A 20,107-nucleotide genomic window follows, 5' to 3' on the forward strand; every position below is an offset into this window, starting at 1 on the left:
GCGAAGGGGTGCTGGCTTAATACCCGATATCCGTCTCCAGGCGCTGTCCGTTGCTTTTAATCACCCGCTGGTACCAGAAAAAACTCTTTTTCCGCAAGCGGGCCAAATCCTTCAGGTCGTGCTCGTCGCGATTGACATACACGAAGCCGTAGCGTTTGCCGATGCCCTGATGGGTGCTGACCAAGTCAATCGCCGACCAGGGGCAATACCCGAACAGCGCCACACCGTCGGCAAGGGCTAACCGCAACTGGCGTATATGGTCGCTGAGATACCGGATACGGTCATCGTCATACACCTTGTTGCCCGCCGCCAGCGTATCAAATGCGCCCAGGCCGTTTTCGGTCACGATCAGCGGCAGGTGGTAACGCTCATAAATTTCCCGGCAGGTCACGCGCAATCCCACCGGGTCGATATACCAGCCGAACTGATTATGTTCCAGATGCGGATTATCGGCGCCGATATACACCGCGCGATCCATGCCGGGCAATTGCTGATCCTCGATGTCGCGTGCGTTGTCCGGGGCGGCGTTTTCCCGCGGCACGTCCGCCGCCACCGTGGTGGAGGCATAATAATTAAAGGCGATAAAATCAGGACGCCCCTGCGCAAGCAGGTTCATGTCCTCGTCGGCGATGCGCGGCAGATAGCCTTTTTCCGCCATAAAACGCCAGGCCAGCGCGTTATACCGGCCATGGCAGGCCAGATCCAGGTAAAGCCAGTTGCGGATGGACGAATAATTATTGGCGGCGATCGCATCCTCCGGGCGCGGGCTGGCCGGATAGACGCAGGAAATATTCGGCGCCGGGCCGATTTTGGCGGCCGGCAGCAGCTCATGGCAGGCGATCATCGCCCTGGCCTGCGCCAGCATCATATGGTGGTTTTGCTGGTAGAGGGTCTTTTGCGGATCGGGGGTGCCGGGGGGCAGGGTACCGATGACGTCGCCTTTCAGGATCATCATGTTCTGTTCGTTGATCGTCAGCCAGTAGTGGACACGATCGCCGAAGAGGGCAAAGGCGGTGCGGGCAAAGCGTTCAAAGGCCGCGATGGTGCGCGGGTTCGACCAGCCGCCCTGAAGCTGCAGCGCCCAGGGCAAATCGAAATGGTACAGCGTCACCAGCGGTTCGATGCCGTGGCGGCGAATGTCATCAATCAGCCGCTGGTAAAAGGCCACACCCAGCGGATTGAGCTCGCCGTCGCCCTCGGGATACAGCCGGCTCCAGGCAATGGAAAAGCGGTAGGTCTTCAGCCCCAGTTCGGCGAACAGGGCGATGTCCCCGGCAAAGCGGTGATAGTGATCGCTTGCGACGGTGAAATCGCTCAGCGCCGGCGGGAATTGCGCCCGATCGATCACCGTCGGGCCTTTGCCGTCCTCGTTCCAGGCGCCCTCCACCTGATACGCCGAGGTGGAGGCGCCCCAGAGAAAGTCCGCTGGAAAAGGGGGCAACGTCTGATAATGCATATCCATCTTCCTCAGTGAGTATTGTGATGACCTTTGCGCGGCTTATGCCGCCTGCGGCCGGGTCTGCGGCAGCGGGCGATCCTGCGCCAGCAGCTGGCGTTCATAGATTTTGAAAAAGGGGTAATACACCAGGGTCGACACGACCAGCAGCACCACCACCAGCAGCGCCGCGCGGAGATCCCAGCCGGTGGACCAGGCCGCGCCGATGGGGGCCGGGGTCGTCCAGGGCGCCATGGAAATCACCCGGCCAACCAGTTCGGTGCGGGTGGCGATATACGCAAGCGTGGCGTTAATCAGCGGCGCGGTGATAAAGGGAATAAACAGCGTCGGATTCATCACCACCGGCGAGCCGAAAATCACCGGCTCGTTGATATTGAACAGGCAGGGCACCAGGCTGAGTTTGCCGATGGACCGCAGGTGGGCGGAACGGCTGCGCAGATAAAGCAACACCAGTCCCATGGTGGAGCCGGAGCCGCCGATGACGATAAAAAACTGCCAGAAGGGTTCGATAAAGATATGGGTCAGCGGCTGGCCGGCGGTCAGTTCCTGCTGGTTGATGCCAAGATTAGTCAGCCAGAAGGCCTGCAGCATGCCGCCGACGATGACCGCGCCGTGGATGCCGGCAAACCATAATAAATGGCAGATCAAGACCGCGATCAAAATCGCCGGCAGCGTATCGGCGGCGGAAATAATCGGGCCGAACAGCGCCATGATGGCTTGAGGCAGCAACATGCCGAACTGCGATTGGATAAACAGGCTCAGGGGATAGAGGGTAAAAAATATGGCCAGCACCGGAATCAGTAAATCAAAGGATTGCTGTATTTTCGGCGGCACCTGCTCCGGCAGATGGAAGCCAATATTCCTGACTTGCAGAAAATGCATTAATTCGGTGGCGAAAATCGCCACCAGCAGGGCGGTAAATATCCCGGTGCCGCCCAGCGAGGAGACCGGCAGCATTTTATCGGTTTGCGGGGCGGCTACCACCATGAACGCCATCAGCGATAACATGGCGGCCATAAACCCGTTCATTTTATAACTGTTGGCCAGGTTATAAGCGATGGCGGCGGCAATAAACAGCGACATAATGCCCATGGTCATATTGTACGGCATGAGGATAACCGACTCATATTGCGCCGCCATGCGCAGCCACCATTGCGCAAATGCCCAATCGCTGGTGGCGGAAAAAGGCGGGTGCGCGAACACCAGCATAAAGGAGCCGACGATCAGGAACGGCATGGCGGAAATAAAACCATCCCTGATCGCCATTACGTGGCGCTGGCTGGATAATCTGCCCGCAATGGGACTGATGGTGTTTTCAATGACGCCAAATACCGATGCGCTAATTCCGGACATAGTTTCTCCTAGGCGTTAAGCAGCGCCAGCGTGTCGTTTAATATCTTTTCGCCGTTCATCATGCCGTAATCCATACTGTTAATAACCACGATGGGTTTATGCTGCTCATCGGCGATGATTTTGAAATCGCCGAGCTTATATTTGATCTGCGGCCCCAGCAGGCAGCAATCGTAATGGGGTAATTGCTCGGCAAACTCTTCCAGCCCCACCGCTTTTATTTCGACGTCCAGTCCTTTTATTTCAGCGGCTTTCTGCATTTTTTTCACCACCATGCTGGTGGACATTCCGGCGGCGCAACACAATAGGATCTTTGGCATACAGCGGCCCTCTTATGACATGGTGTAGGGAGTAATACCTGATGGACTTTTTTTCTGCAACCGGTTTCAGAAACCGGTTGCGGTTTTGTGATGACGGTCAATGGCCGGTCCGCGGCGGGGCGGGGCAATCGGTGACATGAGACGGCTTATGCCGACAACTGTCGGCGGCCTCACGGCATAACTCACACAAAATAGGAGAAAATAGCGTTCCAGAATATTGCCGGGGGTTGCGCCGTGCCACGTACTATTATGTTGATCCCAACCGACCTTAGCGTCGGATTAACCAGCGTCACCCTGGGCGTGATCCGGGCCATTGAGCGCAAAGGCATACGCCTGAGCGTATTCAAGCCGGTTGCCCAGCCGCGCGACGGCAGCAGCCGGCCGGACCAGACCACCGCCATCATCCGGGCCAACTCCGCGATTGCCGTCGCGCCGCCCCTGGAGATGGGCTATGTCGAGATGTTGTTGGGATCCAATGCGCGCGACGTCCTGATGGAAGACATCGTCGCGCGTTATCACAGCGCCCTGGGACAGGCGGACGTGGTGCTGATCGAGGGGCTGATGCTGACGCGGCGCCACCAGTTCGCCAACCAGCTGAACCACGACATCGCCAAGGCGCTGGGCGCGGAAATCGTGCTGGTCACCGCGCTGGGAACCGGTACACCGGCGCAGTTGCGGGAGCGGCTGGAGCTGGCGTGCGCGGGCATCGGCAAACACAGCGGCGTGGCGGGCGTCATCATCAATAAAATCAACGCGCCGCTGGACGAACAGGGCCGCACCCGTCCCGACCTGTCGGAAATCTTCGACCAGGCCAGCCAGGACGGCGCCGCCGATGCGGCGTTGCCGCCGTTCAGTCATTTTCCCATGCCGATCCTGGGCGCTATCCCCTGGAGCATGGCGCTTATCGCCACGCGCGTCATCGATATGGCGCATCACCTTAACGCCCGTATCGTCAACGCCGGCGATATCCAGACCCGGCGGGTGCGTTCGGTGACCTTTTGCGCGCGCGGGCTCACCGGCATGGTCGACCTGTTTCGTCCCGGCTCGCTGCTGGTGACCTGCGCGGACCGCCCGGAAGTGCTGGTGTCGGCCTGCCTGGCGGCCATGAACGGCGTGGACATCGGCGCCATCCTGCTGACCGGCGGCTATGATATCGCGCCGTCGATAGGCCGGCTGTGCGCGCGCGCGTTCCAGACCGGCCTGCCGGTATTGATGGTGGACACCAATACCTGGCAAACCTCGCTTAACCTGCAAAACTTCAACCTGGAGGTGCCGGCCGAAGATCATCAGCGCGTTGAAAATCTGCAGGACTATATTGCCGGCTATATCGATGCCGGGTGGGTAGCCTCCCTGACCGCCGTCTCTGAACGCCCGCGCCGCCAGTCGCCGCCGGCCTTCCGTTATCAACTGACCGAAATGGCCCGGCGGGCCGCCAAACGCATCGTCTTGCCTGAAGGCGATGAACCCCGCACCATCAAGGCCGCGGCGATCTGCGCCGAGCGTGGTATCGCGCGCTGCGTGCTGCTGGGCAACCCCGATGAAATACGCCGTATCGCCGCGGCGCAGGGCGTGACGCTGGGCGCGGGAATCGATTTGATCGATCCGGCCGCCGCGCGGGGACATTACCTGGCGCGGCTGGTGGCGCTGCGCCAGGGCAAGGGCATGACGGAGCTGATTGCGCGGGAACAGCTGGAGGATAACGTCGTGCTGGGTACCCTGATGCTGGAACAGGGGCACGTGGACGGCCTGGTCTCCGGCGCGGTGCATACCACCGCCAATACCATCCGCCCGGCGCTGCAGCTGATCAAAACCGCGCCGGGCAGTTCGCTGGTGTCATCGGTGTTCTTTATGCTGTTGCCTGAACAGGTGCTGGTGTATGGCGATTGCGCCATCAATCCCGATCCCGACGCCGGGCAATTGGCCGACATCGCCATCCAGTCGGCCGACTCGGCCGCGGCCTTCGGCATCGAACCGCGCGTGGCCATGATCTCCTACTCCACCGGCACGTCAGGCACCGGCAGCGACGTGGATAAAGTGCGCGAAGCCACCCGGCTGGCGCGCGAAAAACGCCCCGATCTGGCGATCGACGGTCCTTTGCAATACGACGCCGCCATTATGGCCGATGTGGCCAAAACCAAAGCGCCCGATTCGCCGGTGGCCGGTCAGGCCACGGTGTTTATTTTCCCGGACCTGAATACCGGCAATACCACCTACAAAGCGGTTCAGCGCTCAGCGGCGCTGGTTTCCATCGGGCCCATGCTGCAAGGCCTGCGCAAGCCGGTCAACGACCTTTCGCGCGGGGCGCTGGTGGACGATATCGTCTATACCATCGCCCTGACAGCCATTCAGTCCATGCAGCAATCGCCACCCGTTGAAATTTAGCCGGGGCAAACGCGAAAAGATGTCTATACTCATTACGTTATCTCTGACTGAGCTCATTTCTTTCATAAGACGTAAACTCTGTTTAGAACGAGGCAAATGCGCTGGAAACAGCAAGTCAATAAACAAAGGAGTTTTCCATGGGCATCGGAACAATCGTCTTAATCGTATTAATACTTCTGCTAATTGGTGCTTTCCCGAGTTGGCCCCACAGCCGCAGCTGGGGTTATTACCCAAGCGGCCTGCTCGGCGTGGTGGTCGTCATTCTGCTGATCTTGGTCTTATTGGGCAGGATTTAACAATTAATCCGATGCTTTAATCATTATCGGATGTATACGGGGACCTGCTTTGCGCAGGTCCCCATTTTATTTGCGCGGGGCAGTGGAGGCGGGAGCTAGTGTTTAACCACGTACAGGTCCCGGGCGTAGACATATCCCAGTGGGCTTTCATGGAAGCCGCCGATATAGGGTTTGACCAGTTTTACCGAGACATATTGATAAACGGGGATGGCCGGTGATTCTCTGGTCAAAATATCCTCGGCCTGCTGGTAATACCGCGCCCGATCCTCTTTTGTCGACGCGGCGGCGGCATTATTTACCGCCCGGTCGTAATCCGCGTTACTGTATTTTGCCGTATTATTGCTGTCGTTGGTGACGTAGTTATTGAGGAAGGTGGACGGTTCGTTATAGTCGGCTATCCAGGCGTAGCGCACCACGTCGAAATTAGGCCCGTGTAGGGTGTCAAGCATGCTCTTCCATTCCTGGCTGTTAAGCGTGGCCTCCACCCCCAGGTTTTTTTTCCACATGGAGCTGGCGGCGATGGCGATGCGCTGGTGCGATTCGGAGGTGTTATACAACAGCGAGAATTTCAGCGGCCGCGCCGGGGTAAATCCGGCCTGCGCCAGCAATGTCCTGGCCTCGGCCACCCGCTGCTGCTGGGTCCAGCCAGCGTAAACAGGGGGGGTGAGCGCAAAGCCGCCGGTGTTGTCCGGGCTGAACAGATAGGCCGGTCGTTGGCCTTGCCCCAGCACTTTTTCGGCGATAATGGTTTTATCCAGCCCCAGGTTAAGCGCCAGCCGCACCCGCGGATCGTTAAACGGCGGCTTTTGCGTATTAAATTCATAATAATAGACCGCCAGCTTGGGCGAAATATGCACCTGCGCGCCCAGGTCCGTTTGCAGCGACCGGAATAACGTTTGCGGTACGCTCGCGGTAATATCGATTTCACCCGCCTTATAACGATTGATATCGGCGGTTTCCGACGCGATGGGCAAATAGGTGATGCGGTTAATCACGGTATGCTGGTTATCCCAGTAGCGGCTGTTCCTGACACCCACCACTTTTTCATTCACTACCCATTGCGCCAGGGTGAAGGCGCCGCTGCCGACAAAATTCTGCGGCTGGGTCCATTTATCGCCGAACTGCGCGACGGCCCGGGGATTAATCGCCACCAGGGACGGATGCGCCAGCATGCTGAGAAAGGCGCTTACCGGCTGGGTGAGGTCGATTTGCAGCGTGGCGTCGTCCAGCGCCCGCACGCCCAGGCTGTCCGCCGGCTTTTGGCCCGAGGCGATCTCGGCGGCGTTCAGCACATGCATGCTTACCAGATAACTTTCGTAAGGCGAGGTGGTGGCGGGATCGATTAAGCGTCGCCAGCTGTAGACCAGATCGCCGGCGGTAATCGGCTGGCCGTTCGACCAGGTAATGCCGGGGCGCAGGTGAAAAATCCACACCCCGGGACGGGGATTATCCCAGCCGGCGGCAAGGCGCGGCGCCACGGCGCCGTGGTTGTCGATGCTGACCAGTCCGTCGAAGAAGTCGCTGATGATATTAAATTCCACATCGCTCTCGACCCGGTGGGGATCGAGGGAAGCCGGCTCGCTGCCGTTATTGCGCACGATGTCCTGCCGGGCCGCCAGTTCGACTCCGGCGGGCACCTCGGCGCCCAGGGCCGTGGCGGCCGGCAACAGCGCGGCCATCGCGCCCAGGGTAAATCCCGCCAGTGTAATGCCCGGCAGTCTGGTTGTCTTCATGCCTCCCCCTCCTTATTGTCGCGGATAAATAATGTCTGTCCGGCAGTCTCCACCATTCCTACCATCAACATGGCGCGCCGTCCAGGCCTGGTCCCCGTGGCGCTTAACGCCGGATAAATACGCCGCCGCCGGTGCCGGGCCGGGGCATGGCGCGATGCCGGGCGGTGTGCATGGCATGACCGACATCAAGAATAGCGCCGCTAATCAGGACAATATGCGTCCCACTGTCTACGCTTATCTACATTGACCGACATTGCACTTCCGCAGTCGGCAGGTTCTGCTACAGGAGTTTATTATGCGGCGTATTGTGTTTTTCATCGCCACGGCCTTAACCGCCAATATGGCGTTGGCCCAGCCCCAGCCGGCGGTGCATACCGCAAGCCTGGTGGGCGCCGACGGCAAGGATATGGGTAAGATTACCCTTTCGGACGCGCCTAAAGGGGTGATTATGCGCGTGGAGGCCACGGGGCTTGCTCCCGGCTGGCACGGTATTCATTTCCATGAAAAGGGGGTTTGCGATGCCAAAGATAAGTTCAAGGACGCCGGCGGGCATGTCCACTCCGCGATGCCGGTGGTGCATGGTTTGTTGAACGCCAATGCCAACGATCAGGGCGACCTGACCAATATCTACGCCGGCGCCGACGGCAAGGCCTTTGCGGAAATCTATTCGACGCTGGTGTCGGTGACGCCCGGTACCCCGCGCCCCGCGCTGCTGGACGGCGACGGTTCCTCGGTGGTTATCCACGCCAATCCTGATGATTACCAAAGCCAGCCCATCGGCGGCGCCGGCGACCGTGTCGCCTGCGCGGTGATAAAATAACCCACCGGCAAGCCCGCGCGGGAACGTGCGGCGGGTATGATGGGCAAGCAGAACTTATGGCGAGGTTGACGTCTTGCCCATTATGCCGGTTTGTTCCCCAAACACCTCTTCATCACCTGAGCAATCTCGAATGGCTATATAAGGCTGTTTTTGCCATAATGGCTAAATCATACCGCTCGCGGAGATTACACCATGATCACGGAACTGCTTAATTTCGATGAATTGCCGCAGGCAAACGCCTCGCAAGTGAAAAACAAATGGGGGGAGGTGGTGCGGAGGGTGCATCAGGGCGGAACCCTGGCCATTACCAATCATTCCACCGTGGAAATGGTGCTGCTGGATGTCGCCACCTATCGTGAATTGACTCACTCTTTGCTGCTGCTTAAAGCACGTGAGCAATCGGTACTGGATGACCTGACCGACAGGTTCAATGCACGGCTGGCGGTGCTAGAAAATCCGGACGCCGCCGTGAATGTAGCTTCTGTGCTGGCGCGGCGGGGGGCGCTGAAACGGCGGCCCAAGGCGGGCGAGGGCTTCTAATGGCGCGGCCGTTTATTTTTGTTCTGGCGGGCGTTAACGGCGGCGGCAAAAGTTCGGTGGGCGGCAGCCTGCTGGCAGAGCACGGCCTGGCATGGTTTAATCCGGATGCCTATGCCCGTGAGCTTATGACCCAACTGGGGCTGGAGCCTGACGAGGCGAACGGCCGGGCATGGACCTTTGGACGTTCGCGGCTGGAGGCCGCCATCGCCGGGGGCGCCAACTATGCCTTTGAAACCACGCTGGGCGGCAATACCATGCCACGGCTGCTGAGCCAGGCCTGCGAAACGCATGAGGTGATCATGCTGTTCTGCGGGCTATCATCACCGGAGCAGCATATCAGGCGCGTACAGCTGCGCGTGAGTCATGGCGGCCATGCCATACCCTCCCAGAAAATACGGGAACGGTGGGTCACGTCGCGGGCTAATCTGATAAAGCTGCTGCCGTTGCTTGCCCATGTGCAGGTTTTCGATAACAGTCTGGATGCCAGGCCCGGCGACGCAATTCCGGACCCGACTCTGGTGCTTGAAACGGTGCGGGGGAAAATGGTATTTCCCCCGGCCGATGATGCCCGGGCGTTGAGCGCCACTCCGGCTTGGGCGCGGCCGCTCCTGGAGGCGGCTATGGAACTGGCGGAGTGAAGGGGCTATTGCTTGACGTCCACCTGATAAAAAATATGCTTGCCGAAGGGGTCGATTTCGTAGCCGGTGACGTCCTTGCGCACCGGTTCAAAAATGGTTGAATGGGCAATCATCACCGCCGGCATCTGCTCGTGCATCATGTCCTGCGCCTGCTGGTAAAGCGCGATGCGCCGGTTATGGTCGCTGCTGGCGCGCGCTTCGGTAATCAATTTATCAAACGGCGCGTAACACCATCTGGCCGAATTGGAACCGCCGTTGGCCGAAGTGCAGGAAAACAGCGGGCCGAAAAAGTTATCCGGATCGCCGGTGGCGGTGGTCCAGCCCATCAGCGCCGCCTGATGCTCGCCGCTCCTGACCCGCTTCAGGTACTCGCCCCACTCATAGGTGACGATATTGGCCTTGACGCCGATTTTCGCCCAATCGGACTGGATCATTTCCGCCATGCGCCGGGCGTTGGGGTTATACGGCCGCTGTACCGGCATCGCCCACAGATCGATGGTCAGGCCGTCGGGGAACCCCGCGTCCTTGAGCAGGGCGCGGGCCTGGTCCGGATTAAACTCATAATCGCGCAGATCCTCCTTGGCGCTCCAGACCCCCGGCGGCAGGATATTTTTCGCGGCGGTACCGGTGCCCTGGAAGATGGCCGCGATAATCGCCGGTTTGTTAATGGCCATGGCCAGCGCCTGGCGTACCTTCACGTTGTCAAGCGGCGGCTTTTGCGTATTAAAGGCCAGAAAACCGGTGTTAAGCCCGGCTTTTTGCATAAGCGTAATATCTTTATTGTCGCGCATGCGCGGCAGATCGGCCGGATTGGGAAACGGCATGACCTGGCACTCGCCTTTTTCCAGCTTGGCGAAGCGCACCGAGGCGTCGGGGGTAATGGCGTAGACCAGACGGTCAAGCTTGGCCTTGCCCTGCCAATAGTCGGGGAAGGCGCTGAACAGAATGCGCGAATCCTTTTGATACTGGGTCAGCTGGAACGGTCCCGTGCCGACGGGATCCCTATCCACCCGTTCCGGCGTGCCGGCCTTTAACATGGCGTCGGCGTATTCGCTTGACAGTATCGAAGCGAAATACCAGGCCAGATCGGCCAGGAACGGCGCCTCGGCATGGGCAAGGGTAAAGCGCACGGTGTGATCGTCCACCTTGTCGATGGCGGTCAGCAGCGTGCCGAACTCCAGGCTGTCAAAATTGGCATAGGTGCCGTTGGACACATTGTGGTAAGGATGCTGCTTATCCTTTTGCCGCATAAACGAAAAAATCACGTCGTCGGCGTTGAAATCACGGGTGGGCTTAAAGTATTTGTTACCCTGGAATTTTACGCCCTGGCGCAGATGGAAAGTATAGATCTTGCCGTCGGCGCTGATATCCCAGCTTTCGGCCAGGCTGGGCTGCAGCTCGGTGGTGCCGGTCTTGAAATCCACCAGCCGGTTATAAACCGGCACCGCGCTGGCATCCACGCTGGTGCCCGAGGTATACAGCTGCGGGTTAAAGTTTTCCGGCGAGCCTTCCGAGCAGAACACCAGCGTTTTGGCCGACGCCGCGCCGCTGACGGCCAGCGCCAATGCCGCCAGCGTCACTATTGCCGCCGACGGACGTCCCGTATTGGTCTTTGTTCCTTTACCTGATAGGTGATTTAATCCCGGCTTCATATCATATCCCCGAATAATGGCTGTCCGCCAAAAGCACAAGCCTCATTCTTATCAGTATGCGGTTCATAAATAAAGCCATTTTGATGCTAAAATCCGACCGCCTGGCCGTCGCGCCGGCTGTCGCTGGCGGCGACATAACCGTGGTCGCGATCCGCCGACAGCCGCCAGATAAACTGGCCCGAGCCGAAATCCATATAAGGATCGTTAACCGATTTCAGCCGGTGGCCCATGGCGCGCAGCTGTTCCGCCACCAGCGGATTGACGGTGGATTCCAGATCCAGGGTAAAATCACGGTTGACCTTCCAGCGCGGCGCGTCGCAGGCGGCCTGGGGCTGCTGGTGGAAATCCAGCATGCGCACCAGCGTCTGCATATGGCCCTGCGGCTGCATATCGCCGCCCATGACGCCAAAACTCATCTGCGCCTGGCCGTCTTTGGTCAAAAAGGCCGGGATAATAGTCTGGAACGGGCGCTTGCCGGGCGCCACCACGTTAACCGAACGCGGGTCGCTGGAGAACCCGGCGCCCCGGTTTTGCAGGCTGATGCCGTAATCCGGCACCACCACTCCCGACCCGAAGCCCATATAATTGGATTGGATAAACGAGACCATCATGCCGCTTTCATCGGCGGTGGCCAGGTAAACGGTGCCGCCGCTGGCGGGCAGGCCGGCCTGGGGATCCGCCGCCCGGCCCGGCTCGATCAGGCGCGCCCGGCCGGCCAGATAGGCTTTATCCAGCATTTGTGACGGCGTCACATCCATGCTGGCCGGATCGGCAACGTAGCGGTAGACATCGGCGAAGGCCAGCTTCATGGCCTCGATTTGCAGATGCTGGGCCGCGGCGCCGTCAAGGGCGAGTCCGGCCAGATCAAAGTGCTCCAGGATGCCGAGGGCGATAAGCGCGGCGATGCCCTGGCCGTTGGGCGGCATTTCATGCAGGGTATAACCGCGGTAGTCCTGGCTGATGGGCGTTACCCATTCCGGCTGGTAGGCGGCCAGATCGCCGCGCGTCAGGCTGCCGCCGCTGGTCTGTGACCAGGCGACGATTTTTTCGGCGATTTCGCCTTCATAAAAAGCGCGGCCGCCCTGCCGCGCCAGCAGCCGCAAGCTGCGCGCGGCGGCTGGAAAGACAAACTTTTCGCCGATATCGGGGGCGCGCCCCCCGGGCATAAAGGCGTCGGCAAAACCGGGCTGCCCGGCCAGTAGGGTCACCGCCGCCCGCCATTTCGCCGCGACAATCGGCGCAATAGTCACGCCGCGCTCGGCCACGTCGATGGCGGTCTGCATCAGCCGTTCGAACGGCAGCCGGCCGAAGCGCTGGTGCAGCGCCGTCCAGCCCGCGACGGCGCCCGGTACGGTGACCGAGTCCCAGCCCCGTTCCGGGCGTTTGGCCATGCCGTTGCCGTCCTCGCCATGACGGCGGCGGAAGTGGGCCAGATCCCAGCTGGCCGGCGCCGGGCCGGAAGCGTTGAGGCCGTGCAGTCGCGCGCCGTCCCAGACCATGGCGAAGGCATCGCTGCCCAGGCCGTTGGAGCAGGGTTCCACCACCGTTAGCGTCGCGGCGGCGGCAATGGCCGCATCCACCGCGTTGCCGCCGTCCAGCAGGACGCTGTTGCCGGCCTGGGCGGCGATGGGGTGGGACGTCGCCACCACATTGCGGGCAAATAACGGCGCGCGTACGGTGGGATAGGGGTTATGCCAGTTAAATGTCATGCTGTGCTCCCGGCGTGGCCTGGGGGGATGGGTCATCCTGGTGAAGGCGCCGCTCCGCCTCGAGCAGCAGCGCGCGGCGGTCGATCTTATTGGTGCCGGCCAGGGGAAAACTGTCCACCAGCCAGATATGGCGCGGATGCAGGTAGGCCGCGCCGTGGCGCAGGGTAAACGCCTTCAGTTCCCCGGCGCTGGCCTGCCGGCCGGGGCGCAGGATCACCCAGGCCACCGGCTTGGTGCCTTTTATCTCGTCCGCCACCGGCACCACGCAGGCCTGTTGTACCGCGGGATGCCGTTCGATAAGGTGCTCCACTTCGCTCGGGTAGATATTCTCGGCGCCGCTGACGAACATATCGTCCAGCCGGCCGATAAAGGTATAAAACCCCTGGTCGTCGCGGGCGAACACATCGCCGGTGATATAATAACCGTCATCGGTAAACGGCGGCCGCAGGTCCGGACGCTGGTGATAGCCCTGCATCAGGCCCGGGCTTTTCAGCTCCAGAATGCCGCGCGCGGCCTCCCGGCCCTGGGGATCGCGCAAACGCAGGCTAACCTGGGGATGGGCGGCGCCGGCGCTCAGCCGCGGTGTGGGGATGCCCCGCGGATGCGGGCCGAATACCACCGGTCCGCCTTCGGTGGTGCCGTAGGCGTTAATGATGCGCGCCTGCGGCAACAGCTGGCCGATTTGCTGGAACAGGCTGTCGGTTACCGGCGCCGATCCCATGCGCACTACCCTGACGCTGGTTAAATCACTGCGCGCCAGTAAATCCTTTTCCTGCAGCATCATGGCGATCATCGGCGGCACCGCCGTCAGCCAGCTGCAGCGGTAGCGGCTAATGGCGTTAATATAGTCGCGGGCGCTGAACTGCGGCAGCAGCACGGTGGTGACATGGCTGGCAAGCGTTAACAGCGCCAGCGCCAGCGCGTTCATATGGTAAAGCGGGGCGGCGATTAGCACCCGCTCGCCCTCCAGCTCATGGTTCTCAAGGCGGGTACGCACCACCCAGGCATGGCTGGCATGGGTTAATCGCACCCCTTTCGGCATGCCGGTGGAACCCGAGGTATACAGCAGCAGCGCCAGATCGTCCGGTCCGGCGGGGAAGGGCGTCAGCTCTCCGGGGTCGATAAAGGCCGCCAGCCCGTCCGCGCCCGCGCCGTCAAATACCACGCGCGGCAGGTCGATCGCCGGCCGGGACAGCTGATCGGCATCGCCCAGCAGCACACGGGCGCCGCTATCGCGCAGGATATTCTCCAGCGTCTCGACCGGAAATTTGAAATTAATCGGGACGGCCACCAGCCCGGCGCGCAGGATGCCCAACAGACTGGCAATATAATCTATGGAGTTGCGCCCCAGGATGGCGACGCGTTCCCCGGCGCGGTAGCCCCGCGCCAGCAGCGCGCGTCCGATGCCGTCGGCGCGCGCGCCGAGTTCGTCAAAGGTGATTTCCTGCGCGGTGTCGTCCGCCAGCGGGGCGATAAAAGCAATCTGCCCGCCCGGCTGCCGGGTATCGATCATGGCGCCCAGGTTGGTTGTCTGCATCATGGTAAAAACTCGAGTAGGGTGGATAATTCGGGCAGCGCCACCTGTAACCGTCCCGCGCGCCAGCATAGCGGCAGTCCCTGCGCCTCGGCGCCCCGGGCGATGCGCGCCAGATCGCCGCCCAGAAAATGCACGGCGGCAAACATCTCCCGGCCCGCGGCGGGCAACGGCAGTCCATCGAACCGGCGGGCAAAGGCCGCGTAATCGGCGATATGCAAGGCAAAATCACGCCCGGTATCGCCCAGGCGCCGGTATTGACGCCCGCAGTGCTCCACATCGCCGCTGATCACGGTCAGGCCGGTAATGCTTTGGACCTGGTTTTCATGGCTAAGCCATTCGGGACGCCAGACCCATTCGGGGGTGTGGTGCTGGCAAAAGTACACCCGCCCGGCGGGAAAGGTTCCGGCGGCAAGGCGCACCGTGGTGAACCTGGCCAGCCCATGCTCATCGCCGCTGGCCACCTCGCGGGAAAAATCCTGGATCGGCTGCAGGGCAAAACCGGCGTCCGCCAGCGCGCGCGCGGTGCCCCCGGCATCCCGGGTGGCGAACACCAGGCCGTCGATACCCGCCGGACTGTCCAGCAGCTCCTGGCGCAGGCGCCCGCCGTCGGTGGGCAGGCCGACGATTTCAAGATAGCGATCGGCAAACATCATCAGGTAATTAATCGACCCCAATGAATGGTAGCCGCGCGGCGTCAGGGTAAAACCCAGCGCCCGGAACCACTGCGCCGCCCGCTCGGTGGCGAAGTGGGTATTGATAACCAGATGGTCCAACGGGAGGGTCATGATGGTTTCCTAGGCGGTTGCCGTGGCGTACAGTCCGCGCCCGCTGGCCACCAGCCGGCCCTCGCTGTCGAACACCCGCGCCTCGGCGCTGGAAAACTGCTTGCCCACTTTGATCACGGTGCCGACGGCGGTTAAATCCCCTTTTGCCGGACGGTGGTAGTCGACACGCAAATCCAGGGTCGGCACGCCTTTGCCGGTAAACGCCACCAGCGCCCAGTCGGCGGTCAAATCCACCAGGGCGGCCAGGATGCCGCCGTGGGTATAGCCGCCGGCGGGGTTAACCACCCACTCCTCGCGCCAGCGCGCCTTCAGGGTAATTTCGCCCTCGCCGACGGTCAGGACTTCCAGCCCGAGCCATTGATGATACGGGCCTTTTAACAACCGCTCCTGGACTTCGGCGGCGGTGGGGACGGTAATATCGGTCATAATCTGTTCCTTAATAGCATGCAGTCTGCAAACAAAACGGCCGGACGGCGCGGGGCCATAAACCTACCCCGGCCGGCCGGGTCGCGCGCGGCGTTACGGCGCGACGATCACTTTGCCCAGCACCTCGCGATCGCGAATCAGGCGCAGGCCTTCCGCCGCCTGTTCCAGGGGCAAGACCCGGTCGATAACCGGATCGATACGGCCGTCGGCGATCATCGACAGCAGGTCTTCGAGGTTGTCGCGATAGAAGCTGTTGGAACCCTTGATGGTCAGCTCGAAGCTCCAGACATAACGCAGGTCTTCCTGCGGGTCGTAGCCGGCGGTGGCGCCGCACACCAGCAGGATGCCCCCGCGTTTCAGACACTTCAGGGAGGGGCGCCAGGTATCGCCGCCGGTAAAGTTGATCACCACATCGACGCCGCCTTCCGTGGTGCGGCGCTGTGGCTTGCCGTACTGGCCGATGGCCCATTTTGAAAAATCCGTTTCACGGTAATTGACCACATGATCGGCGCCGAGGGCTTTCAGCGCCTGGGCTTTTTCCTCGCTGCCGGCACAGGCGATGACCTCGGCGCCCAGATGCTTGGCCAGGATCACGCAGGCGGTGCCCACGCCGCCGCTGGCGCCCAGGATCAGCACCCGGTCGCCTTTTTTGACGGTATTATGGGTTATCAGCATGCGGTGGGCGGTGCCGTAGGCCACCGGCAGCGCGGCGGCCTGTGCAAAGCCGACGCCGGCCGGAAGCCTGATAAGCTGCAGCGCGTCCACCGCGGCATATTCGGCCATGCCGCCGTCGGTCATTTCACCCATCAGGCCGACGCCGGGCTTTAACGGATTGACCAGCACCCGATCGCCAACGGACCAGCCCTCGACGCCCGCGCCCAGTTCGGTAATTGTGCCCGCCAGATCCAAGCCGATCACCACCGGCAGCGGCACCTTGATGCCGGGCATGCCCTTGACGGTAAACACATCGTGGTAATTAAAGGACGACGCGCCGACGCGCACCACCACATGGCCGGCCGCGGCGACGGGACGCGGCTTGTCGTTCACCACCCGCAGTTGGTCGAGGTCGCCGTGCTGCTCCAGAATTAAGGCTTTCATAACGTTACTCACAGATTGCTCCTGATTACTTGATGGATTTGGCGGCCAGGTAAGGGCGGTTATCGAACAGGCCGTCGTCCAGGTCGCCCTTGATGGCGCCGCTGGCGACAAAGACCTGATGTTCGCGCTTCAGGGTGTCGATATCCGCCGGCTCGAACTCGATACGGTTCATGCTGTCCCAGCGGCTCATGTAGACCTGCGCGTCTTTTTGCGGCAGGTTGGCCTGTTTTTGCAAAATGGCCACCACGGCGTCGGGATTCGCCTTGCCCCAGGCCAGGGTATCGCGCAGCGCGGCAATGACTCGCGCCACGGTGTCGGGATGCTGGTTAATCAGATCGGCGCGCACCGCGCCGACGCCGATATAGGGCAGGGCATCGGTATGGGTCAGTTTTTTCCATTCGCCGGCAAAGCTGCCGATGGAGGTCACCTTCAGTTCGTCAAGCTGGCTGATGGTCAGCGAGCGCAGGGCCGCGGCGTCCACCTGCTTTTGCGCCAGGAACTGCGCCAGGCGCGATTCATTGCCGCCAATCAGCGAGAAATCCGCCGGCTTGATAGCGTAGTTCTGCTGCAAAATGGTGCTGGCGATAACCGCCACCGACGAACCGGCCGGCGACATGCCGACTTTTTTACCCTGTAGCTGCGCCAGGCTGGTTATCGGCGAACCGGCCGGCACCACGAACTGCACGTCGGCCGGCTGGGTGGCGGCGAAGATTTTGATCGGCACGCCTTCTGACGCGGTGCTGAACACGCCCGCCAGCGGCGCGCCGAAGGCCAGGTCTATCGATCCCGAGGCCAGCGCCTTGATGGGGGCGTTCACATCGGGAAAATGGATAAATTCGGCGTCGATACCGCGTTTAGCCAGGAAATCCCGGCTTTCCAGCACCGCGCCGTACCCCAGGCTGACGCCGCTGGTCCAGTAGCCGATGCGGACTTTTTCCGCCGCCTGGGAACCCAGGGCCAGCAGCGTGCCGGCGGCCAGCGCAGCCGCCATCAATATCTTTTTCATAACGATTATTCCTGTGTGCGTTGTTTCCAGCGGAAAAGATGACGTTCCAGCGGCTTGAGCAGCCCTCCTTCGAGCAACAGCATCATGGCCACCAGCAGTAAGGTCCAGGCGAACACCTGATCGGTTTGCACCAGATCCCCGGCCTGGCGCAGACGGTAGCCGATACCGTCCGAGGCGCCGAGGGTTTCGGCCACCAGCGACACCCGCCAGCCAAAGCCGAAGGCCAGCCGGGCGCCGGAGAAAAAGTAGGGCAGGATGGTCGGCAGGTAGATCTTGAAGAGCGTTTGCCAGCGGCCCATGCGAAAACTGCGCGCCAGCTCCACATACTGCGCATCCACGGTTTGCGCGCCCTGCCAGACGTTGGTCAGGATCAGCGGCATGGCGGTCATGAACACCACAAAGATGGTGGTGGCGCCGGAAATGCCGAACCAGATAATGGCGAATATCGCCCAAATGGCCGACGAGACGGTATTGAACACCGCCAGCAGGGGTTCGAAGAACTGCGCCAGCAGCCGGCTGGCGCCGAGCGCCAGGCCGAATACCGTGCCCACTAGCGTCGCCAGCAGAAACCCGGACAAGACGCGGGAGAAGGTGATGCCGATATCGTGCAGCAGGGAATCGCCATGCCACAAGGCTTCCAGCGCCTGCCAGGTCTTCAGCGGTCCCGGCAGCACGAACGACGGCATGCGCTGGGACGCCAGCCACCAGATAACCAGGAACAGGGCAAGCAGCACCAGGCGCTGGCCGATAAGCGTAATCCAGGATGCGGATGATTTCATGTTCACACCTCCAGCCTTAACAGGCGCGACTGTTCCGCAACCGCGCGCTCGGTGGGCACGCGGGGATGGGGCAGCGACATCTCGATGATTTTATGAATACGGCCGGGGTTGGGTTTGAGCAGCACTACCCGATCGGCCAGCACCACCGCCTCTTCCACGTCATGGGTGACCATCACCACGGTAACGCCTTTCAACTGCTGGATACGCAGCAGTTCGTTATGCATCACGCCGCGGGTTTGCGGATCGAGCTTGGAAAAGGGCTCGTCCATCAATAAAATTTCCGGCTCCACCACCAGGCTGCGCGCCAGGGCCACCCGGCTGCGCATGCCGCCGGAGAGCTGATGCGGCCAGGCGTGGCGAAAATCATGCAGCCCCACCAGCCGCAGCGCGTCGTCGACCTTTGCCGCGCGCTCGGTGCGCGTCAACCGGGTATTCTCCAGCCCGAAATTAACGTTTTGCTGCACGCTGCGCCAGGGCAGCAAGCGGTCCTCCTGGAACAAATAGGCCACTTTCTCCCAATGGTCGAAGCGGGCGGCGGACTGGCCCTGGATAAAAACATCGCCCTCGTCGGGGGTCAGCAATCCGGAGAGGATATTGAGCAGGGTGCTTTTGCCGCATCCCGAGGCGCCGAGCAGGGCGAGGATTTCCCCCTCGCGTACCGCCAGGGAAATATTGTCCAATACCCGCAGCTGGCCGAAACGCTTGCCGATGCCTTCGGCGCGGATAATTTCCCCCGCCGCGGCATCCTGGGACCGCGCCGCCAACGTCATCAATGGCGGGTTCATAAGGACATGCTCCGCTCGAGGATCGGCAGGATCGCGCCGCCTTTGCTGAGCGTGGCGTAGACCTTTTCCATCGTCATCACCTGGAAGGTCTCGATATGGCGGCGTGCGATGGTCTCCACCCGCCGGGCATCGCCATCGATAAACGCCTGAATCATGGCGTTATGATCGTGCTTGATCTCGGGTTTGGTTTTCTGCACGTTAAAGCCCAGCGCCACCAGCCGCGACATTTCGTCCATCAGGCTCGACAGGGTGCGGATCAGGTGGTTATTGCCCGACGCCCGGGCGATGGCCAGGTGAAAGCGCTTGTTGGCGTTCATAAAAACATCGATCTGTTCCGGCAACGGCGCATGCAGCTCCACACGGCAGGCCGCCTCCAGCTCGCGCAGTTCCTGGATATCGACACGGCCTACCGCCAGCCGCGCCGCCAGCGGTTCCAGCTGGACGCGCAGGGTGAAAATCTCCTCGACGTCCTGCACGGTAATCGGCGCGATGCGGTACCCTTTGCGCGGACGCGATTCAACCAGATGCTCATGGCACAGCCTCGCCAGCGCCACGCGGCAACTGCTTTTGCCGATGGCATAATTTTCCATCAGCTCCGGTTCGGTAATCATGGAACCCGGCAGCAGGCGGCAGCAAAGAATGTCGTGCCTGATGCGGTTATAGGCGACATCACCCAGGGGTAAATCCGCTGTCTTGCTTAATAATGGCATGTGACCGTCTCTTCCTCTGCTTGTGAGCTGCTCACTGATTAACTCTGGGGCGCTTAATAAACCGCAGTGTAGGATGAGTTAAGCG

Annotated in this window: 19 protein-coding genes; 5 read left to right on the top strand and 14 right to left on the bottom strand. The window is 61.2% G+C overall.

Features of this window, described 5'->3' with window-relative positions; genetic code table 11:
- Positions 1-16 precede the first annotated feature (16 nt).
- From ACL2XF_RS05260 to ACL2XF_RS05270, 3 genes are read right to left on the bottom strand one after another with little or no spacing between them, the layout of a single operon-like run.
- On the bottom strand, positions 17-1,456 hold the full coding sequence (locus ACL2XF_RS05260) for a glycoside hydrolase family 1 protein (protein ID WP_410014660.1): 1,440 nt from the start codon (positions 1,454-1,456) through the stop codon (positions 17-19).
- A 42-nt stretch (positions 1,457-1,498) separates the two neighbouring features.
- Positions 1,499-2,809: a PTS sugar transporter subunit IIC gene (locus tag ACL2XF_RS05265; RefSeq protein WP_413728167.1), complete on the bottom strand. Its 1,311-nt coding sequence runs from the start codon at positions 2,807-2,809 to the stop codon at positions 1,499-1,501.
- A gap of 8 nt (positions 2,810-2,817) precedes the next feature.
- Positions 2,818-3,126 carry a PTS sugar transporter subunit IIB gene (locus ACL2XF_RS05270; protein WP_413728168.1) on the bottom strand — a complete coding sequence of 103 codons (309 nt, stop codon included), beginning with the start codon at positions 3,124-3,126 and terminating at the stop codon, positions 2,818-2,820.
- A gap of 249 nt (positions 3,127-3,375) precedes the next feature.
- Between ACL2XF_RS05270 and pta the strand changes: the two genes are divergently transcribed.
- On the top strand, positions 3,376-5,508 hold the full coding sequence (pta, locus tag ACL2XF_RS05275) for a phosphate acetyltransferase (RefSeq protein ID WP_413728772.1): 2,133 nt from the start codon (positions 3,376-3,378) through the stop codon (positions 5,506-5,508).
- A 137-nt stretch (positions 5,509-5,645) separates the two neighbouring features.
- The gene (locus tag ACL2XF_RS05280) at positions 5,646-5,804 is read left to right on the top strand and encodes a DUF3309 family protein (protein WP_410014663.1); all 159 of its coding nucleotides are present in this window, start codon (positions 5,646-5,648) and stop codon (positions 5,802-5,804) included.
- A gap of 95 nt (positions 5,805-5,899) precedes the next feature.
- Here ACL2XF_RS05280 and ACL2XF_RS05285 read toward each other — a convergent pair whose 3' ends face one another.
- Positions 5,900-7,537: an ABC transporter substrate-binding protein gene (locus ACL2XF_RS05285; RefSeq protein ID WP_413728169.1), complete on the bottom strand. Its 1,638-nt coding sequence runs from the start codon at positions 7,535-7,537 to the stop codon at positions 5,900-5,902.
- 295 nt (positions 7,538-7,832) lie between these two features.
- On the opposite strand from ACL2XF_RS05285, the gene sodC reads away from it, so the two are divergent.
- The 3 genes from sodC to ACL2XF_RS05300 all read left to right on the top strand — a co-directional run bounded on the left by sodC (position 7,833) and on the right by ACL2XF_RS05300 (position 9,535).
- Positions 7,833-8,357 carry a superoxide dismutase[Cu-Zn] gene (sodC, locus tag ACL2XF_RS05290; RefSeq protein WP_410014665.1) on the top strand — a complete coding sequence of 175 codons (525 nt, stop codon included), beginning with the start codon at positions 7,833-7,835 and terminating at the stop codon, positions 8,355-8,357.
- Positions 8,358-8,549: 192 nt separating this feature from the next.
- Positions 8,550-8,897 (top strand): type II toxin-antitoxin system prevent-host-death family antitoxin, encoded by a 348-nt coding sequence (locus ACL2XF_RS05295; protein ID WP_413723049.1) that lies wholly within the window; start codon positions 8,550-8,552, stop codon positions 8,895-8,897.
- Entirely contained in the window at positions 8,897-9,535 is a 639-nt protein-coding gene (locus ACL2XF_RS05300; RefSeq protein WP_413723048.1) for a hypothetical protein, read from the top strand. The genes ACL2XF_RS05295 and ACL2XF_RS05300 overlap by 1 nt, the downstream gene beginning before the upstream one ends.
- Positions 9,536-9,540: 5 nt before the next feature.
- Here ACL2XF_RS05300 and ACL2XF_RS05305 read toward each other — a convergent pair whose 3' ends face one another.
- The 10 genes from ACL2XF_RS05305 to ACL2XF_RS05350 all read right to left on the bottom strand — a co-directional run bounded on the left by ACL2XF_RS05305 (position 9,541) and on the right by ACL2XF_RS05350 (position 20,022).
- A complete protein-coding gene (locus ACL2XF_RS05305; RefSeq protein ID WP_413728170.1) occupies positions 9,541-11,187 on the bottom strand; it encodes an ABC transporter substrate-binding protein in 1,647 nt (548 codons plus the stop codon).
- 86 nt (positions 11,188-11,273) lie between these two features.
- Entirely contained in the window at positions 11,274-12,896 is a 1,623-nt protein-coding gene (locus ACL2XF_RS05310; protein ID WP_413728171.1) for a gamma-glutamyltransferase family protein, read from the bottom strand.
- Positions 12,886-14,436, bottom strand: coding sequence for a class I adenylate-forming enzyme family protein (locus ACL2XF_RS05315; RefSeq protein ID WP_410014670.1), 1,551 nt, complete (start codon positions 14,434-14,436; stop codon positions 12,886-12,888). Before ACL2XF_RS05315 ends, ACL2XF_RS05310 begins: the two co-directional genes overlap by 11 nt.
- Complete coding sequence (locus ACL2XF_RS05320) at positions 14,433-15,218, bottom strand: VOC family protein (RefSeq protein ID WP_413728172.1); 786 nt, start codon at positions 15,216-15,218, stop codon at positions 14,433-14,435. Before ACL2XF_RS05320 ends, ACL2XF_RS05315 begins: the two co-directional genes overlap by 4 nt.
- Positions 15,219-15,227: 9 nt before the next feature.
- Positions 15,228-15,644, bottom strand: coding sequence for a PaaI family thioesterase (locus tag ACL2XF_RS05325; RefSeq protein ID WP_331122548.1), 417 nt, complete (start codon positions 15,642-15,644; stop codon positions 15,228-15,230).
- Between the two features lie 93 nt (positions 15,645-15,737).
- Positions 15,738-16,754, bottom strand: a complete 1,017-nt coding sequence (locus ACL2XF_RS05330; protein WP_413728173.1) for a quinone oxidoreductase family protein — start codon at positions 16,752-16,754, stop codon at positions 15,738-15,740.
- A 13-nt stretch (positions 16,755-16,767) separates the two neighbouring features.
- On the bottom strand, positions 16,768-17,748 hold the full coding sequence (locus ACL2XF_RS05335; protein WP_413728174.1) for an ABC transporter substrate-binding protein: 981 nt from the start codon (positions 17,746-17,748) through the stop codon (positions 16,768-16,770).
- Positions 17,749-17,753: 5 nt separating this feature from the next.
- Entirely contained in the window at positions 17,754-18,527 is a 774-nt protein-coding gene (locus ACL2XF_RS05340; protein ID WP_410014674.1) for an ABC transporter permease, read from the bottom strand.
- 2 nt (positions 18,528-18,529) lie between these two features.
- Positions 18,530-19,312, bottom strand: coding sequence for an ABC transporter ATP-binding protein (locus ACL2XF_RS05345; RefSeq protein WP_413728175.1), 783 nt, complete (start codon positions 19,310-19,312; stop codon positions 18,530-18,532).
- On the bottom strand, positions 19,309-20,022 hold the full coding sequence (locus ACL2XF_RS05350; RefSeq protein ID WP_410014676.1) for a GntR family transcriptional regulator: 714 nt from the start codon (positions 20,020-20,022) through the stop codon (positions 19,309-19,311). The genes ACL2XF_RS05345 and ACL2XF_RS05350 overlap by 4 nt, the downstream gene beginning before the upstream one ends.
- Positions 20,023-20,107 lie beyond the last annotated feature (85 nt).

Origin of the sequence: Sodalis sp. RH19 (assembly GCF_047324215.1) — a bacterium.
GTDB lineage: Bacteria > Pseudomonadota > Gammaproteobacteria > Enterobacterales > Enterobacteriaceae > Acerihabitans.

What these genes read in the sequence shown, in the direction of transcription:
- ACL2XF_RS05260 (WP_410014660.1), bottom strand. Translation starts at nt 1,456, where the DNA reads ATGCATTATCAGACGTTGCCCCCTTTTCCAGCGGACTTTCTCTGGGGC.
- ACL2XF_RS05265 (WP_413728167.1), bottom strand. Translation starts at nt 2,809, where the DNA reads ATGTCCGGAATTAGCGCATCGGTATTTGGCGTCATTGAAAACACCATC.
- ACL2XF_RS05270 (WP_413728168.1), bottom strand. Translation starts at nt 3,126, where the DNA reads ATGCCAAAGATCCTATTGTGTTGCGCCGCCGGAATGTCCACCAGCATG.
- pta (WP_413728772.1), top strand. Translation starts at nt 3,376, where the DNA reads ATGTTGATCCCAACCGACCTTAGCGTCGGATTAACCAGCGTCACCCTG.
- ACL2XF_RS05280 (WP_410014663.1), top strand. Translation starts at nt 5,646, where the DNA reads ATGGGCATCGGAACAATCGTCTTAATCGTATTAATACTTCTGCTAATT.
- ACL2XF_RS05285 (WP_413728169.1), bottom strand. Translation starts at nt 7,537, where the DNA reads ATGAAGACAACCAGACTGCCGGGCATTACACTGGCGGGATTTACCCTG.
- sodC (WP_410014665.1), top strand. Translation starts at nt 7,833, where the DNA reads ATGCGGCGTATTGTGTTTTTCATCGCCACGGCCTTAACCGCCAATATG.
- ACL2XF_RS05295 (WP_413723049.1), top strand. Translation starts at nt 8,550, where the DNA reads ATGATCACGGAACTGCTTAATTTCGATGAATTGCCGCAGGCAAACGCC.
- ACL2XF_RS05300 (WP_413723048.1), top strand. Translation starts at nt 8,897, where the DNA reads ATGGCGCGGCCGTTTATTTTTGTTCTGGCGGGCGTTAACGGCGGCGGC.
- ACL2XF_RS05305 (WP_413728170.1), bottom strand. Translation starts at nt 11,187, where the DNA reads ATGAAGCCGGGATTAAATCACCTATCAGGTAAAGGAACAAAGACCAAT.
- ACL2XF_RS05310 (WP_413728171.1), bottom strand. Translation starts at nt 12,896, where the DNA reads ATGACATTTAACTGGCATAACCCCTATCCCACCGTACGCGCGCCGTTA.
- ACL2XF_RS05315 (WP_410014670.1), bottom strand. Translation starts at nt 14,436, where the DNA reads ATGATGCAGACAACCAACCTGGGCGCCATGATCGATACCCGGCAGCCG.
- ACL2XF_RS05320 (WP_413728172.1), bottom strand. Translation starts at nt 15,218, where the DNA reads ATGACCCTCCCGTTGGACCATCTGGTTATCAATACCCACTTCGCCACC.
- ACL2XF_RS05325 (WP_331122548.1), bottom strand. Translation starts at nt 15,644, where the DNA reads ATGACCGATATTACCGTCCCCACCGCCGCCGAAGTCCAGGAGCGGTTG.
- ACL2XF_RS05335 (WP_413728174.1), bottom strand. Translation starts at nt 17,748, where the DNA reads ATGAAAAAGATATTGATGGCGGCTGCGCTGGCCGCCGGCACGCTGCTG.
- ACL2XF_RS05340 (WP_410014674.1), bottom strand. Translation starts at nt 18,527, where the DNA reads ATGAAATCATCCGCATCCTGGATTACGCTTATCGGCCAGCGCCTGGTG.
- ACL2XF_RS05345 (WP_413728175.1), bottom strand. Translation starts at nt 19,312, where the DNA reads ATGAACCCGCCATTGATGACGTTGGCGGCGCGGTCCCAGGATGCCGCG.
- ACL2XF_RS05350 (WP_410014676.1), bottom strand. Translation starts at nt 20,022, where the DNA reads ATGCCATTATTAAGCAAGACAGCGGATTTACCCCTGGGTGATGTCGCC.